13 protein-coding genes are annotated in these 16,692 nt (G+C 68.2%); 7 read left to right on the forward strand and 6 right to left on the reverse strand.

The window, feature by feature from the left end; genetic code table 11:
- Positions 1–2: 2 nt before the first annotated feature.
- Complete coding sequence (locus tag E8A74_RS27280) at positions 3–1,064, reverse strand: STAS domain-containing protein (protein WP_136932009.1); 1,062 nt, start codon at positions 1,062–1,064, stop codon at positions 3–5.
- A gap of 479 nt (positions 1,065–1,543) precedes the next feature.
- On the opposite strand from E8A74_RS27280, the gene E8A74_RS27285 reads away from it, so the two are divergent.
- Positions 1,544–2,098, forward strand: coding sequence for an EF-hand domain-containing protein (locus E8A74_RS27285; protein ID WP_211365457.1), 555 nt, complete (start codon positions 1,544–1,546; stop codon positions 2,096–2,098).
- 52 nt (positions 2,099–2,150) lie between these two features.
- On the opposite strand, the gene E8A74_RS27290 is transcribed toward E8A74_RS27285, so the two are convergent.
- Complete coding sequence (locus E8A74_RS27290; protein WP_170229400.1) at positions 2,151–2,501, reverse strand: hypothetical protein; 351 nt, start codon at positions 2,499–2,501, stop codon at positions 2,151–2,153.
- A 240-nt stretch (positions 2,502–2,741) separates the two neighbouring features.
- Positions 2,742–3,362: a hypothetical protein gene (locus E8A74_RS27295; RefSeq protein ID WP_136932012.1), complete on the reverse strand. Its 621-nt coding sequence runs from the start codon at positions 3,360–3,362 to the stop codon at positions 2,742–2,744.
- Positions 3,363–3,477: 115 nt separating this feature from the next.
- Between E8A74_RS27295 and E8A74_RS27300 the strand changes: the two genes are divergently transcribed.
- From E8A74_RS27300 to E8A74_RS27315, 4 genes are all read left to right on the forward strand, one after another.
- Positions 3,478–4,467, forward strand: a complete 990-nt coding sequence (locus tag E8A74_RS27300) for an AraC family transcriptional regulator (RefSeq protein WP_170229401.1) — start codon at positions 3,478–3,480, stop codon at positions 4,465–4,467.
- 31 nt (positions 4,468–4,498) lie between these two features.
- Entirely contained in the window at positions 4,499–5,401 is a 903-nt protein-coding gene (locus tag E8A74_RS27305) for an SDR family NAD(P)-dependent oxidoreductase (protein WP_136932014.1), read from the forward strand.
- A 22-nt stretch (positions 5,402–5,423) separates the two neighbouring features.
- Positions 5,424–6,230, forward strand: coding sequence for an SDR family NAD(P)-dependent oxidoreductase (locus E8A74_RS27310; protein ID WP_136932015.1), 807 nt, complete (start codon positions 5,424–5,426; stop codon positions 6,228–6,230).
- A gap of 357 nt (positions 6,231–6,587) precedes the next feature.
- Positions 6,588–7,343: a hypothetical protein gene (locus E8A74_RS27315; RefSeq protein WP_136932016.1), complete on the forward strand. Its 756-nt coding sequence runs from the start codon at positions 6,588–6,590 to the stop codon at positions 7,341–7,343.
- Between the two features lie 171 nt (positions 7,344–7,514).
- Here E8A74_RS27315 and E8A74_RS27320 read toward each other — a convergent pair whose 3' ends face one another.
- Complete coding sequence (locus E8A74_RS27320; protein ID WP_136932017.1) at positions 7,515–8,384, reverse strand: PLL family lectin; 870 nt, start codon at positions 8,382–8,384, stop codon at positions 7,515–7,517.
- 402 nt (positions 8,385–8,786) lie between these two features.
- Here E8A74_RS27320 and E8A74_RS27325 point away from each other — a divergent pair, with 402 nt between their 5' ends.
- Positions 8,787–9,917 (forward strand): hypothetical protein, encoded by a 1,131-nt coding sequence (locus E8A74_RS27325; protein ID WP_136932018.1) that lies wholly within the window; start codon positions 8,787–8,789, stop codon positions 9,915–9,917.
- A gap of 119 nt (positions 9,918–10,036) precedes the next feature.
- On the opposite strand, the gene E8A74_RS27330 is transcribed toward E8A74_RS27325, so the two are convergent.
- Both E8A74_RS27330 and E8A74_RS27335 read right to left on the reverse strand, forming a co-directional pair.
- A complete protein-coding gene (locus tag E8A74_RS27330) occupies positions 10,037–11,377 on the reverse strand; it encodes a sigma 54-interacting transcriptional regulator (RefSeq protein ID WP_170229402.1) in 1,341 nt (446 codons plus the stop codon).
- Positions 11,378–11,415: 38 nt separating this feature from the next.
- On the reverse strand, positions 11,416–13,392 hold the full coding sequence (locus E8A74_RS27335; RefSeq protein ID WP_170229403.1) for a serine/threonine-protein kinase: 1,977 nt from the start codon (positions 13,390–13,392) through the stop codon (positions 11,416–11,418).
- Positions 13,393–13,705: 313 nt separating this feature from the next.
- Between E8A74_RS27335 and E8A74_RS27340 the strand changes: the two genes are divergently transcribed.
- A complete protein-coding gene (locus E8A74_RS27340) occupies positions 13,706–16,345 on the forward strand; it encodes a fascin domain-containing protein (RefSeq protein ID WP_136932021.1) in 2,640 nt (879 codons plus the stop codon).
- Positions 16,346–16,692 lie beyond the last annotated feature (347 nt).

Here is a 16,692-nt window from a genome sequence, read left to right on the forward strand (position 1 = left end):
TCTCAACCGCCCTTGCGCACGTGGCCCATGCAGCGCACGAGGCCGTCGCGCAGGCTGGCGAGCGTCACGAGCTTCGACAGATCGATGCCAATCGACACCATCGTCTGCGCGACGGCGGGGCGGATGCCGGTGATCATACAGCGCGCGCCGAGCAGCTCGGCGGCGCGGACGAGCCGAAGGATGTGATCGGCGGTGGACGTGTCGATCACGTCCACGCCCGTCAAATCGATGATGGCGTCCCGCGCGTTCTTCTGCACGATCGCGTCGAGCAAGCGCGTCATGGTCTCGGCGGCGCGCTGGCTATCGACGACGCCCATCAGCGGCAGGGTGATCACGCCGTCCCAAACCTCGATGATCGGGGTGGACAGCGCGCGAATGGCCTCCTCCTGACGCGCGATGAGGTCGAGCTTGTCCCGCAGCTCTTTTTCGGTCGCGGCGCGCTCCTCGACCTCCTTGCGCACACGTTCGAGGGCCACGGCCAGGTCGGCCTTCGTCGCCTCGTCGGTGCCGAGCAGGCGCTCGACGCGGTCCTCCAGGCTCGCGTCCGAGGGCCGGATGACGAATTCGTCGTATTCATCCCCCTTCGTCGCGAACGTGACCTGCTCCGCCCAACATTGGGAGACCTTGAAGAACCGCTGGAAGATCCCCGCGAACTTGCCGCCGAGGTAACTCGAACCCCAGTTCACCCCGAGCGCCTTCTGGCAGGTGGCCTCCCAGTGGTTCCAGGAACGCACGCGCGCCTCCTTCGCCTTGGGATCGAGCGAGACGAGCTCCCAGCGGCCCCAGCCTGCGGCCGCGGCCACCTTGATGAGCTCGGCGAACCCCTGTTCGAAGGTGGGAAACTGGCAAATGTACGCCCAATCCTCCTCGACGCCGTCGCGCCCGCCGCCATGGAGCGAGAGCCGAAGCCGCTCCGTGCCCACCATGCGGTGCTGCCCCGAGAGCAGCCCTGCCAGGGTGCTCTCGGTCCAGATGAAAATGGCGGGGTTGCCCCCCATGCGTATCGTCTTCTGCTCGGTATCGTATTCGAATTCCAAGCCGCCCAGGGTCGCGCGCTCGATCATCAGCTAGTTCTCCAAGGTGCATCCTACATCGGTCCCGGACGGAAGTGCGCACGAATTCCGGAAGGTCGACGGCTGCCCGAAGTCCCATAGGGACCTCACCCGCGACAAAGCGCCGGGGCGCTGCCCCGGACCCCGCGGGGGGCTGTCCGCCCCCTCGACCCCCGACCAGCGAGGCGCTGGACCCAGGGTTGAAAAACTGCGCGGTGCGCAGTTTTTCAAACAGGCCGACGAAGAAACCGGGTTGCCAGCCGAACCTGCAGCGCGGCTATCTTGGCGGGCAACGCCGCTGCCGGTCTTGACCGGGCCTGTTCGATGAGCTGCGCGGAGCGCAGGTCATCGAGCTTGGGTCCAGCCCCTGGCTGGTCCGGGTGCAGGGGCGGATAGCCCCTGCTGGGGCCTGGGGCAAAGCCCCAGCGGGCGCCTTTCCCCACCGTTGACACGTTTCGCGCCACCATGATACGGGCTACGGCATGTCCCAGATGACCGATTTCCTCGATCGCAGGCTGGCTCGACGCTTTCGGGCCCACGACACCAATCAAAATGGTTACCTGGAGCGCCGTGATTTCGATATCTCGGCCGTGCGCATGGCCGAAGAGTTCGGCCACGGGCCTGAATCTCCTGCTCGGCAAAAGCTCGTCGAGATCAGCTTGGGCTTGTGGGAGCACCTGCGGAAGGTCGCCGACCTCGACACGGACGGGCGCATCAGCCTGGCCGAGTACAAGGCTGCGTTCGCGGCGGGCCTGCTCGAGACCGCCGAATCGTTCGATGCGGGCTACGTCCCCTACATCAATGCGGTCATGGCCGTCGCCGATCAGGATGGCGACGGCAAGCTCACCCTCTCCGAGCAGGTCCGCTGGATGGGCTCGTTGATGCACGTGCCCGAGCCCGTGGTGCGCGAGGCGTTCCACCGCATCGACAAGGACAACGACGGCCTCATCACCGCCAGTGAGCTGGTCGAGACCATTCGCGGTTATTATTTCGACGAATCGCCCGACTCTCCCGCCCACTGGTTGCTCGGCCCGCTCTATCCGTGATTTCGTCGCTCACGTTCGAGGGGGGGATGCGCTCCGATGGCGCGTGAATCGCCTACGGCGCGGCAGCGACGCCGGCCCCGTGCCTCCGGTACGCCTTTAGAAATACGCGCGCCTCGGCTTCCGTTTCGACGAACGCCACGGGGCGAATCTTGTGCGGCTCCAGGGAGCGGACGGCGCGTATCAAGAGGGTCGCCACGACCCGCGTCGTGAACGAGGCGCCGACGACCGCCGAGCCGCGGAGGACATCACGCACGTCTGCGAATTCATGGGCCGCCGCCGCGCGCCGCGCCTGCGGCGTGAGGGAGCCCATCGCCGAGACGTCCGCGATCCAAAAGAGGCCGCCCCCGGTGCGCTCGCCGAGCGCGCGGAGCGCCTCGATTTGCGTGCGCATGTCCTCGTCCATCACGTTCCCTCGGATACGGACGAGGTACAGGTCGGGCGCCTCGAACCTGTGCAGGTGCGTACCAAAGGACTCCCATCGTTCGCTCGGTGGAACGCGCATTTCCCCGGACACGTTGTCACTATACGGGAAACCCGCGTAGGTGCGCAGAAAAAAACGGGGCGAGGGCGTAGGCGGGAGCGGGGGCGGCGCTCACGCGGGTGAGCGCATATTCAATCGCCCCAGCGCGAGGTGGAGGCGCAATCAGAGGACCGCCGCGACGTCGTCGCAGCTCCAGTCGTCGACCTCCATGCAGTTCTCGAGCTTCCCGGGGCCCCACGGCGACCACCGACACGTCGTGTCGTCCATGGCCGCGCAGCCTGCCGCGGCGTCGTCGCTGAGGACGACGTCGCAGATTTGATGCGCCGAGAGGGGCTCCCACGGAACCGGATTGGGGCAGCTCCCGATTTCGCACTCCCGATGGCGCGATTGCACCAGGGCCTTGCCGTCGCCCTGCACGAGGATGAGCCGCTCGGTCTCGAAAAATTTGCCACCTGGCACCTCGATGGCGCTGAGCACGCCCGGCTGGTTCGACGTGATGAGCTTCGCGGCGCAGATCAGGGCACCCTCCGGCTCGGGATAGATGTGAATGCTCATCCGCGGGCAGTCGGCCGTCACGCCACACGCAAACAGGTCGGTATGCATCGCCCCGCCGCCTCCGGCCCCGGACGACGAGGACGACGACGAGGCGGACGAGGACGACGAGGATCCGCCGCCGCTGCCGGTCGTGGTCCCGCTGCCGCTCTCGGACGAACAAGCGGCGAAGGGAAGGGCGAACGCGAAAGCGAGGGCCGTGAAAGAAAGCGTCGTTTGGTTCGAGTCCATGCTGGTTCCTCGAACGTAAACCATCACGCACCCGTCCGAAAAGTACGGTCCAGCCGAGAGCACGATTGGCGCGATCGGATTGGTCCTGGCGACTCGATTCGGTATGTTCCCCGCGATGAACCGTGACCTCGTCCACCTCCCCTCGGCGGTGCGCGCTCGGCTCGCGCGACTCGGAGCGAACACGGCCCATGCGGCCGCCGCCGCGCGCGTGCCGCCGAGCGACGAGCTGAGCACCGAGCAGTTCTTCACCTTCTGGGAAGCGCTCGGCGCGTCGTCGCCCCCCGACGTCGGCCTCCGGTTGGCGACGGAGACGCAGGTGCACGAGTACGACATCGCGTCGCTCGCGGCGCTGCACTCCCCCGACCTCGGCACCGCTTTGGCCAAGCTCGCCCGCTACAAACGGCTTTGCGGGCTGAAGGACATGGCCATCGACACGAAGGCGAAAGAGATCGCGATTCACACGACCTACCACCACGCGCCCGGCCCCATGCCCCCGCGCCTGGTGGATGCCTCGCTCGCCTCGCTCCTCGTGCTCTTGCAACGAGGCAGCGGGCTCGCGCTCGCGCCGAAGCGCGTCGAGCTCACGCGTGCGCGCAGCGACGAGCCGATGTTGATGCGCTTCTTCGGCTGCCCGCTGCGGTTTCGCGCGGAGCGCGACGCGCTCGTCCTCGACGAGCGCCTCCTTTCGACGCCGTTCGTCACGCACAACGCCGATCTCTTGCAGGTGCTCCTCCCCAGCCTCGACCAGAAGCTCGCGCCGCTCGAACAGGGCTCGCTCGTCGAGCAGGTCCGCGCGGTCGTCGCGCGCCGCATGTCGGGCGAGCGGCCGAGCCTCGCGAAGGTGGCGCGCGAGCTCTCCCTCAGCACGCGCACCTTGCAGCGGCGGCTCGGCGAGCTCGGGGTCAGCTATCAGCACGTGCTCGACGACGTCCGGCACCACACGGCGCTGCGCCTCCTGCGCAAGGACGACGTCGACGTCAACGAGATCGCCTTCCTGCTCGGCTTCGACGAGGTCAACTCCTTCACGCGGGCATTCCGCGCCTGGGAGGGGACCACGCCGCACCGTTGGCGTGATTCGATTTCATTGTGGCGCGATCGGATTTGAGGACGGGCGCTCCGGGCACGATACTTCGTGCATGCGTGAAAACAACTCGCAGGTCTGGTTCATCACCGGAAGCTCGCGTGGCCTCGGCCGCGCCCTCGCCCTTGCCGTGCTCGCCGCCGGGCACCGTGTCGTCGCCACGGCGCGCAAGCCCGCCGATCTGGAGGGCCTCGTCCACCGATACGGCGACCGCGTGAAGGCGGTCGCGCTCGACGTCACGCAGCCCGAGCAGGCCGTGCGCGCGGTCCAGCAAGCGGTCGACGCCTTTGGCCGCATCGACGTGCTCGTCAACAATGCGGGCTACGCCAACATCGATTCGGCCGAAGACATCCCGCTCGACGACTTCCGCGCCCAGATCGACACCAACTTCTATGGCGTCGTGCACGTCACGCGCGCCGTGCTGCCCGTCATGCGCAAGCAACGCAGCGGGCGCATCTTGCAGATCAGCTCCATTGGCGGACGCCGCGGGGGCACGCCGGGCCTGAGCGCGTACCAGGCGGCGAAGTTTGCCGTCGCGGGCTTCAGCGAGGTCGTCCTCAAAGAGGTCGCGCACCTCGGCATTCAGCTCACCATCGTCGAGCCCGGCGGCTTTGGCACCGACTGGGCGGGCAGCTCGATGAAGATCTACACGACGCAGCCCGATTACGAAGCCTCCGTCGGCGCGCTCAACAGGCAGATTCGGGGCAACCCCGCTGCGGCGCGCGGCGTGCCCGAGAAAGCGGCGAAGGTGCTGCTCGCGCTCGCGTCGATGGAGAAGCAGCCGCGACGCCTGCTCCTGGGGAGCGACGCGTACGTGCTCGCCAAGCTGGATCTGCAAGAGCTGGGCGAAAACGACGAGGCCAACCGGGCCCTCAGCGCGAGCACCGACGCCGACGGCTTCCCCGATTTCGCCGACACCGACGTGGGTCGGGCGATGCTGAAGCTGCCCCGCCCTTGAAGAGCCCCCAAGAGAGGACACCATGGACCTGCACCTGAAAGACAAGCGCGCGCTCGTGACCGGATCGAGCTCGGGCATTGGCGCGGAGGTGGCGCGGTTCTTGGCCCGCGAGGGCGTCGCGGTCGTCGTGCACGGTCGCAATGCCGAGCGCGCGCAGGCCGTCGCGGACGAGATCACCACGAGGGGAGGGCGCGCGGCCATTGCCCTCGGGGACCTGTCGACCGCCGAGGGCCTGGACCACGTCATCGACGCCGCCGCGCGCGCGTTTGGCGGCATCGACATCCTGGTCAACAATGCGGGCGGCGCGACGAACGTGGCGCACGCGTCGTGGTTCGACGCGCCGCTCGAAGAATGGCTCGACGAGTACAGGAGCAACACGCTCCCTGCCGTGCGGCTCGTGCAGGCCTTCGTGCCGGGCATGCGGGAGCGCCGGTGGGGCCGCGTCATTCAGATCTCGTCGCGCAATGCGATCTCCCCGCACGCGCAACTGGCTGCCTACGGCGCGTCGAAGGCGGCGCTCAACAATTTCACGTTGAGCTTGTCGAAGGCCCTGGCCGGCACCGGCGTGACGTCGAATGGCATCATGCCCGGTCTCATCTACACGCCCGCCCTCGACGGGTGGTTCCGCGAGATCGCCGCCAAGCAAGGCTTGACCGAGCCCGCCGAAGGACGTGCGTGGGTGCTGAAAAACGCGGTGCATCAGACGGTGGATCGCCTCGGCGTGCCGGCCGATATCGCGGAGGCCGTGTGTTTCCTCGCGAGTCCGCTGACGGACTTCATGACGGGCACGACGTTTCGTATCGACGGAGGGGCCACGCCCACGGTGTGACGACGAGGGGAACGCCCTGATTCCGTTGGCACAGCGGGAGGTCCGCCATGGGGCCTCCCCAAAGACCCTTCCGAACGCCGGGCCCCCGTGACGGGGCTTCCCCATGACCGTTCCCCAACGCCGGGACCTGGCGATGGGGCCTCCCCATGACCGTTCCCCAACGCCCGGGACCTCGCTTTGGGGCCTCCCCATGACCGTTCCCGAGCGCCCGGACCTCATTTTGGGGCCTCCCCGCTCCATTTTGGAGCAGCCTGCGCTCCATTTTGAAGCGCATCGCCGGTCCGAGAAGCGTGGCTCGTCGCATGTGGACTCGCTCCTGATGCGCTCACGACCTTCGCGTGATAGCTCACCATGCCTATGTGGCTGTCCCGAGACGAGCTGCCCTGGTCGCGTCGCCTGCTCGCGCTGGTGAGCATCACCTTCGCGTTGGCCGCGTGGAACGGTGTCTATCTCCGCTCGGCCCCCGTCTTCTTGCTGGGGATGGCCGCGCTGCTGCTTCATCTGGCGCACCCGGCCGCGCAGCTCACGGTGCGCGCGGTGTTAGGGGCGTCGGTGTTCGTCGGTGTCGCCCATTTCCCATGGCACGCGGGCTTCCACCTGCATAGCCACCTGGCGAACAAGAGCTTCGGGGTCGTCGCGGCGGGCTGCGCCTTGCTCGCGCTCGGCGGAGCAGGGCTGCGCACGCGGCCCGAGCGCCTCTTCGCCCCCGTGGCCTTCCGCCGCACGCTGCTTGTCTCCCTCGTCGCCGCGCTCGTCCAGATGCTCTTGCTCTCCTTCGTGGCGATGTACGACGCCGGTGGGGGGCACACGCGGCGCGTGGTGTTCGATCTCGCTTGCCTCGCCGCGCTCGGGTTGGGCGCCATGGGCACCTACAGGCTGCGGTCCTGGGCCCCGATCCTGACGTGGATCACGACGGCAGCGCTGGCGGTGCTGGTTGCATTCGAGGCCTACCAGGTGCGCGTGGCCGGCAAGGTGCTGCTGCACGTCAACGGCGTGTTCGGGGAGATGACTCCCTATTGGATCACGACGTCGGCAACGCTGCTCGTGGTCATGCTGCCGCTGCTGGCGGCCATCTTCCGCGGTAGCGCCGACCGATCTGCACACGGCGCGTAGCGCTGGGACGAGAGGTCCAGGCGCTTCAGGGGCGCACGGTGGTGAGCGCGAGGGAGCGGGCGTCGGGGAGCCTTGCGGGGCCCGTTTCCAAACCCGTTCCCGCTTCCGCTCCCGCTTCCGCTTCCGCTTCCGCTCCCGCTTCCGCTTCCGCTCCCGCTTGCCGCTTCCGCCTCACGGCAACGGGAAGCCGGCGTGCCACGTGCCGTCGGAGCTGCTCTGCCACGACGCGAGATAGGCCAAGTTGCTTATGGCGTCGATACCGATCACCTGGAGGTTGCCGCTGTTGCCCGGGGCGACGGCGATCGACGAGAGGCGCACGCCGGGGCCCGGCAGGACGAAGCCGGGGTGCCACGTGCCGTCGGAGCTGTTCTGCCACGACGCGAGGTAGGGCAAGCGATCCGCACCGCCGAGGCCGACCACCTGGAGGTTGCCATTGTTGCCGTTGGCCATCGCGATCGACGACAAGAGGGCCACGTTGGGGCTCGGCAGGGCGAAGCCGGCGTGCCACGAGCCGTCGGAATTGTTCTGCCACGACGCGAGGTAGGGCAAGGAGTCGACGGCGCGAATGCCGACCACCTGGAGGTTGCCATTGTTGCCGTTGGCCATCGCGATCGACGAGAGGGCGACGGGAGGGGCTCCCGGTGGGGCGCCTGGCGCCGTGGCGCTCGGCAGGGCGAAGCCGGCGTGCCACGAGCCGTCGGAATTGTTCTGCCACGACGCGAGGTAGGGCAAGTTATCCAAGGAGCCGAGGCCGACCACCTGGAGGTTGCCGCCATTGCCCGGGGCGACGGTGAGCGACGGCAAGAGGCGCACACCGGGGCTCGGCAGGGCGAAGCCGGCGTGCCAACTGCCATCGCCGCTGTACTGCCAGTCCGCGAGGTTGGGCAAGGCGTCGGCCCTGCCAATGCCGATCACCTGGAGATTGCCCCCATTGCCTTGCGCGGCGTAAATCGACAATAGCTTCGCGTTGGCGGCTACGTCCCTTGCGGTCACCAAGAACCCGGCGGCGACGGCTGCGGCAAGAAGGATGCTCCTGATCATGATAGCCCTCCCCATCGAGCGTGGTTCAGCGTCTGAATCTCACCTGCGGAGTCCATGCAGCCGGACGCTCTGGACGCAAGCCGGTCCCCCGCAGTGCCAAGAGCACGCGGATCGGCGCCGAATCCCGCTGGGGTGCGGCGCGGCGTGCCGGACGACGTCGCCGCCTTCCGGCGTCCTGCCGAAATCGCCGCGGCGGTATCAGGCGAGAGGATTCGAGTGGCAGGAAGGCGAATGCTGACGCCTACGCGTTGCGGTGCGGCCCGGGGTCGCCGGCGCGGGAGTCCTTCGCGTCGAAGGGCTTGGTCAGCAGGTGCACGTCATCGTCGTGGAAGGGTGATCAGCGAGAGGGCGCCTGGGTCGTTCGCGTCTTGCTCGGCCCATCTTCGAGACAGCGCCGGGGTCTTGGGCAGCTTGCGCGGCGCAATTCCCGCCCTCGACGCCCTTTTTTGTCCCCAGCAGGATATCGACGGTCACGACGCGAGGGTGCGTGGCTCTACCTCCAACGTCACGCGCCGCGCTTGGCGCATGACGCTCGATTCAGCTTTCGAAGCCCCCACAGCAATGGCAACTCGATGGGTTGCCGAAAGGATGATTGAAACCATGCCCCGTAAGCATCTATCCTCGCTCATCTCCGCGTCGATCGTGGCGGTGTTTGGCGGAGGCCTCTGCATGACGCTGGGCTGTGCGGCCGCAGATCCCGATGGCCTCAACGCGGAGGAGATCGTCGACGAGGCCGAGGAGGCGCTCACCGGTTTCAGCGCCTTCACGGCGCAGAGCACGACCAACTTTACCGGCACCACGATTTCGCCCGACCCCTCGGAGAGATGCTTCCTCAGCGGGGTGGCAGGCAATCTCAACCAAGGCCTCTGGGTCGGCGGTTCTATCAGCATGAAAGCGGCGGCCCGCGTGAGTGGGAGCACGCTCTTTGCACACGGAGGCGCATTCACGGATCAGCACAACGCACGGGTCCCGTACAACAATCTCGTCAAAGCCAGCACGGCGTGCCTCCCCAGCAGCTACGTTGCAAGCGCCATGTGGTCGAGTAATAGTGGTGGTACTTCCCCTCCCGTCTGGATCGCCGCCCTGGGCACCAGCCTGCGGCAATGCTTCCTCACCGGCGTGACCGGCGTCGATGGCTCGTGGAACAGCTCCACCAGATTCGCGCGCGTCGTCAAGATAACGACGACGGATGCCACCCACTCGTCGACCGGATGGTATATCGAAGGCAACCTCATTGACGATGTCAGCGGCTCGCACGCTACCATCTCGGCCGATTGCGCGGACTTCCCGACAGGAACGGAGTTCGCGTCGGGCATGGCGTATGCCACCGAGGACGGGACCACGAGTGTACCCATCGGGGGGTCCTTGGGCTCCCCCGTCGTCAAGGGATGCGCCCTCACCGAGATCAATGGCGCGTTCAATTTGAACAACGCGAGTGAAGGCATCGTGATAACGGCTCCCAGCGTCAATACCGGGTTATGGACAATCACCGTTACCAACAGCAGGTTGGGCAGGTGGGCATGCGCGAAGTAAGGCACCGCCCGCTGGGGAATTGTGGGTGACTCTCCCGCCGATCAGGGCCAAGCCCGACGGCGCTCGTATACGCTCGGCTCCGCTCGCCCTGCGTCCTGCGGGGCGTTCGGGGGCCGATTTCAGCGCAGCGTCCGCACGTCGATCCCCTGCCGCTCGACGTAGCGCCGCACCCGGCCGCGCGTGACGCCGAGGCGGGCCGCGGCGCGCGCGACGTTGCCGTGCTCCGCGCGGAGCGCCGCCTCGATCGCCTCGGGCTCGGGCGCCGGCGCCTCGGGCCGCGCGTCGACTTCGGACTCGTCTGCGGAAGCGAGCGCGCGCCCGGCTTCCTCGTCGAGATCCGTCGCGAGGATGCTTCCGTGGTGAGCGGCCATCGCCGAGAGCGCCGCGATTTTCGACTCGGCCAGGAGTTCGCGCACGTTGCCGGGCCATGGCCGGAGCATGCAGGCCTCGACGAATTCGGCGCCCGCCGTGACCTTCGCGCGGGTCGTCGTCGAGGACGCGAGCGCACGCTCGATGAGCCACGGGATCTCCTCGCGGCGCTCGCGGAGAGCCGGAAGTCGCACCTCGGGGCGGCCGATGCGGAAGTACAGATCCCCACGGAATCGCCCCTCGGTCACCTCGACCCGCAGGTCCTTGTGCGTCGCCGCGCACACGCGCACGTTGACCTCGATCGGGGTGACGCCGCCGAGCGGCATGACCCGCTTCGTCTCGAGGACGCGCAGCAGCTTGGCCTGCACGCCCAGATCGAGCTCGGCGACCTCGTCGAGGAACAACGTCCCGCCGTTGGCCGCCTGGACGAGGCCCAGCGTGTCCGTCACGGCGCCGGTGTACGCGCCGCGGCGGGCGCCGAAAAGGATGCCCTCGGCGAGCTCCTTCTGGATCGTGGCGCAGTTGACCGCGACGAACGGGCGGCTCAAGCTTTGCCCCGACGCGGTGTGGAAGGCCTCGGCGCAGAGCTCCTTGCCGGTGCCCGTCTCGCCGAGGATGAGGACACTCGCGCCGCTCAGCGCGATGAGCGCGATGCGGTCGCGTAACATCAGCAGCGAGCTCCCCATCACCACGCCGTCGCGGACCACGAGCCCGCGGGCCTCGTACGGCCGGCGGTCGCCGACGGGGAGCATCACGGTGTGTCCGATTCGCACCACGGGCGCGCTCAGGCTGCGCGCGCTCTGCACCCGCCGCCCATCGACGAACGTCCCGTTTCGGCTGCCGAGATCGCGCACCGTCCAGCGAGCGTCGTCGAGCTCGATGCGGACGTGCCGCCGCGACACGCGACCGTCCAGGATCCCCGCCGCCGCGAGCTCGTCGCGGCCCACCTCGAGCGTGTGCTCGCCCTCACCGCACGCGAGCACGTGGTGCTTGGGCTGCTCGCCGGAATGCACCACCCAAAGCCCTGGGTGGGTCGTCCCCATCGTGTCCGGGGCGAACTCCAGCGCGTCGTCGAGCGTCTCGGTCTTCAACGTGGGCAGTGTACGCCGATACCCGCCGGACGGCATGGTCAGCGACGCGCGTGGGAGGAGCCGCCCGCGGTGGGGGCGAGCTGCCGAAGGTGCCAGGCCTGGAGGAAGAGCTTGCGCTCCGCGGCGCTCAACGCGTCGCGGAGCCCCCCGAGTAGCACCGGCTGGAGCACGGTGAACGTCACGCTCGAGTAGAGGAGCGCGAGCGTGGTGTGCGGATGCGCGAGGTGTACGCCTCGCGCGTGGAGGACGAAGCGGCCCGCCTCGAGGCTGAAGGAGCGAGGGATCCACCCCACGAGCTCGAGGAGGAAGGGGACGACGATCGCGAGCCCTCCGAGGAGCCCTACGAGCCAGCGCTCGCGTCGCTCCGCGTGGAGCGTGAACCAGATGGTCGTCGTCGCCGCCGCGGTGGGCGTGAGGACGAACGGGCCGAGCCAGCAGCTCAGCGCCCCGCACGTCGCGGCGACCCCCGTGGCGAGCACGATCAGTTGCCTCGACGTGGCGCCGCGGCTCCGCCAGATCCAGACGGCGTAGAGCGCGGAGAGCACGCAGAGCACCGACGCCGCGGCGCACGACCACACGTCGAGGATACCCATCCACGCGACGACGGGGATCGTCGCGGTCCAGCCCACCAGGGCGTAGATGCCGAAACGCGCGGTGTAGAGCCGGCTCGTGCGTGCCGACTCGGCCATTTCGGCCTCGACGCTCGGCGGCAGGTGCTCGGGGGGCTCGAGCAGCAGTTTCACGAGCAGCGCGCGGGCGTCGGCCTCCTCGGGATCGAGCGCGAGCGCCTGGATCACCTCGCGCATCGCCTCGGCGCGCGTGGCCGCGGCCGCGCCGGCGTTCTCTGGCCGCCGCGCGCGCTCGAATGCCTCTCGGGCGCGCTGCACGTGGTGCGCGGCGAGCTCGCGGCGGCGCTCGAGGTCCCGATCGCCGTCGAGGTAACGCTCCACGGTGTCGCAGAGCTCGCGTGCGCTCGTGAATCGCCGAGCCCGCTCGATGGAGGTCGCGCGGACGCAGATCGCATCGAGCTCCGGCGGAACGTCGGGCGCCACGGCGGACGCGCGAGCGTCGGCGCCGCGCAGCGTGGACTCGGTGATCTCCTCGCGCGTGCCCCGGTGCAGCGGGCGGAGCGTCAGGATCTCGTAGAGGATCGCGCCGAGGGAGTACACGTCGGTGCGCGCGTCCTGGCTGTTTTCCACGCCGAGCATCTGTTCGGGGGACATGTACGCGAGCGTGCCCACCATGCCCTCCTGACGCGCGAGCTCGGCCCCTGGGACCGTCACCGGCTGGGCCGGGGGTTTGGGGGGCTCCCCCATCGTGATGGGCGTGCCCGTCGCTCGATCGGCGACGAGCTTCGCGACGCCCCAGTCGAGCACGTACACCTCGCCGAAGGCGCCGAGCATGATGTTGGACGGCTTCAAGTCACGGTGCAGCACGCCGCGGGTATGCGCATAGTCCACGGCGAGGCAGACCCGGACGAAGGCCTCGAGCAGCCGGCGCCTCGTGTGGCCCGCCTGGATCGACGCATCGCCTCGGGCGAGCCCTCGCAGCACCTCCGCGAGTGTATGTCCCTGGACCCTTCGCATCGTGAAGTACGGCTTGCCGTCGGCGCCGATACCCATGTCGTAGACCGGCACGACCGACGGGTGCTCGAGCTGGCCCTGCACCCGCACCTCCCGAAAGAACCGCCGTTCCTCGCGCCCTTTCCCGGCGACTCCCGTGAGGAGCGTCTTCTGCGCGACGTCGCGCCCGATGGCCTCGTCGCGGCAGAGGTGCACCTCTCCCATGCCGCCGACCCCGAGCATTTCGCGGATCTGGTACCGCTTCCCGGGCCCCAGGAAGGTCGAAACGTCGCCGTCGTGCTCCGAGACCGTGCCGAGCGGCTCGACATGTTCGGCCACGACCGTCGCCGCGCGCCAAAGCGACTGCTCCGACGTGTAGCCGATGGTCGCGTCGTTTTTCGTCTGCTCTCGCGGCTCGCCGGCGGAGGAAGCTTCGGCAGGGAGGGTGTGCATGGCGCGCCAGTCTACTTCCTTCCTTACCAGCGCGTCGCCTGCGTGATCGCGAAGAACAGGCCGGTGGAGATCAGATACGCGCCGGCTGCGAGGGATTCGTTTGCATTCAGCATGAAGCGGCTCATGAGGGCTGGCCGGCCAGTGGCCGGCCAGGGGCCGGAGGCGCCTCGCGGCCGCGCGCGGGGGGCGCGTCACGCGGGAAATCGAGCACAAACGCGGCTCCACCTGGTGGGTACGAGGCTTGCTGAGAGGCCGACCGCGACGCCGGACGGGCCGGCCGCGCCTTCGACACCAGCCACAACGCAAGCTTCGTATGAAACAGAAACCTTCACGCCGCGTGCTCCCCCTTTCGCTCTCGCTCCTCATTGCCGCGCTTTCGCCCGTCGGGTGCGCAGCCGACGTCGGCGCGCCTCTGGAAGAAGAGGAGCTTTCCGAGGCTCGGCAAGAACTCCAGGTGCCTCGAGGGCTCTACGTCGCCGCCAACGACGCGATCCACAAGCGTGGCGCGCTCGGCCCCGCGACGGGCAACGACTGGTACGCCCAGCTCGCCGTCCACGGGGTCAGGGCAATGGCCATTCACCATGGCGAGCTCTACGTCGTCGCCGACAACGAGCTCTACAAACGCGACGCTCTCCATTCCGGAAATTGGATCCACGTCGGCCCGGCCTGGGGCGCCACCGCGATGGCTTCTTACAACGGCTCGCTTTACATGACCACCGACACCGGGCTCTTTCGGCGCGGCGCCACCGGCCCCGAGACGGGCAACGACTGGACCTACGTCGGCTCCGCCTACGGGGTCACTGGCATGGCGGCCCACGACGGGTCGCTGATCGTGGCCTCCAACAACAAGCTCTGGAGGCGTAACGCCATCGGCGCCACCCCGGGCACCGAGTGGACCTATGTCGGCGACGTTTTCGGGGCCACCGGCCTGACGAGCTACAACGGGTCGTTATACGCGGCCGCCAACAACGGGATATGGAAGCGTGGCAAAATCGGCCACGAAACGGGCAACGACTGGTCCTATGTCGGCGAGGCCTACGGGGTCGTCAGCATGGCGGCCAGCGGGGACAGCGCCCAGGTGCTAGGCCCGGCGCGCTGCGGCGATCGGGTGCGCCTCCGGTCGAAGATGGGCGACTACCTGCACCGCCCCGAGGGCCCGGAACGCGCCACCACGTGGGGGAGCGGCATCGGCAATGTCTGGACCGTCGAGTGCATGAACAATGGGAACATCCAGCTCCGGTCGCGGCTGGGCGACTACCTGCACCGCGCCGGCGCAGGCGCCTATCCGCCCATCACCACCAATAACCAGCAAGGCGAGTGGACCGTCGTCCCGACCGCCAACGGGCGTTTCAAGCTGCGGTCGTCGCAGAACGACTATCTGTCCCGGACCAACCAGAACGACGGGCTGCTCCTCGCCTCCTCGGGTCACGACGAGTGGACGGCGGAGGTCATCGCGATGGGCGCTGCCGCCTGCAATGACGTGGTTCGCCTCCGGTCGTCGCAGGGCGATTATCTGACCCGCCCCGACACCCCGTACGGCGTCGCCGCCGCCCCTGCTGGCGTCGGCAGCGCCTGGGTCATCGAGTGCACGGACAACGGGACGATCCAGCTCCGGTCGTGGAAGGGCGACTACCTGCACCGCCCCGACGGCCCGGAGGGCGTCACCACCTGGGACCAGGGCGGGTGGAAGGTCGAAAGCCTCTGGACGGAGACCGTCCGTCTTCGGTCCTGGAAAGGCGATTTCCTGAAACGCGCCGCCACGTCGCCGGGCATCACCACGGGGAATGCGGACGCGGGTACGGGCGAGTGGCTCGTGCAGCCGTTCGTCGACCCGGCTCCTGTGCCGAAGATGAGGCTCGCCAACGAGGACGTGGACGACGACGGCACGCGGGAGCTCTTGCTCGTCGTGGAAAACCCCGAGGGCGGTGGGTACGCCGTGAGTGATCCTTTCGTGATCGCCGAGGCGCTGCCCCACCTGGGTTACAGCCTCGGCACGGGCAGGGATTTCTGGGATTCGCTGAGCCCCATCCAGCAAAAGAGCCTGCACACGACGGTCTCCGAGATCTTGCCCTCCCAAGAGCTGGGCACGGCGATCGAGGTGAACGAGCTCCTTTCTGGGCGCGCGATGCTGCCCACGGCCGGGCGCACGTACGAGGTGAGCTGGTTCGACGGCGATTTCGAGAAGTCGCGGGGGAACATCAAGGTATCGGGGTCGGTTCTCACGGCCGGCTGCTCGTGGAACGCGCTCGGCGGTATCCCTTACAACACGGAGGTGCAGCTCGTCTCCGGCGCCGCGGCCGTGAGTTTCACGGATACCGGCGTGGCCTTCGGCGCCGAAGCGAACCTGGTCGTCTTGACGAGGGGCGTAGGTGATCCGGATGGGACGACGGGGGCGGTGAACATCGGGGCCGGCGTCGGCCTTTATGGCGAGCTGAAGTATGGCCAGAATGGGCAATACGGATTCAACGTGCCGCTCGTCGTCATTCCCGTCGGCGTGTCCGTGTACGTGAAGGGCGAAGACGCGGTGGATGCGTGGAACGCCGTGCGCGGCTGGTCGGGCGGCGGCACGTTCGAGGCGTCGAGGCACGTGACCCAGTGGGGGATCGACTGGACCCACCAGGGGAGTTTGGTCGCCATGAATGCGTTCGACGACTCCGCGCTCGTCGTCAACCATATGGCAGGCAACACCTACATACGGGCGGTGGACGCCAGTCGTGAGACGTTGATCTGGCTGCAGGGAACGCAGCCGGTCGTGGGCGGAGCGATCAACACCGCCGTCCATCAGATCAGCGACGAGATGATCTCCCCGACCGGAAACGCCGCCGCCGAGCTCGTGACCTGGTCGAAGTCGGCGGGATCGGTCGTGGAATCGGGCTACGGCACGGTGGAGGGCTGGATCTCTTCCACCGTCGCTGACGCCGCGGACTGGTTCTGCGGTTGGCTCGGCTGCTGATTGGCATACGGCCATGGGCTCGGCGGCGGAGGTTCGAGCGTGCCTGGGCGTGGCAGAGGCACTTAAGAACCGGTGGATGATAAGTGGCGCGATTCGCTGGCCCCTATCATCGCTCCCCTGCACCGGCTGACGCGACGGTGAAGCGTAAAGCGGGCCGTCCTTTCCCGGGCGGCCCGCCGCTTTCGCCGAGCGTCCTGAGCATGGGTCTCATCGTGAAGCCGCTTCGCTGGGGCTTTGCCCCAGGCCCCAGCAGGGGCTATCCGCCCCTGCACCCGGACCAGCCAGGGGCTGGACCCGAGGTCGATGAACTGCGCGATGCGCAGTTCATCGAACAGGCCCGGTCAAGA

The sequence above is a fragment of the Polyangium fumosum genome (assembly GCF_005144585.1).
Taxonomy (GTDB): Bacteria; Myxococcota_A; Polyangia; order Polyangiales; family Polyangiaceae; genus Polyangium; species Polyangium fumosum.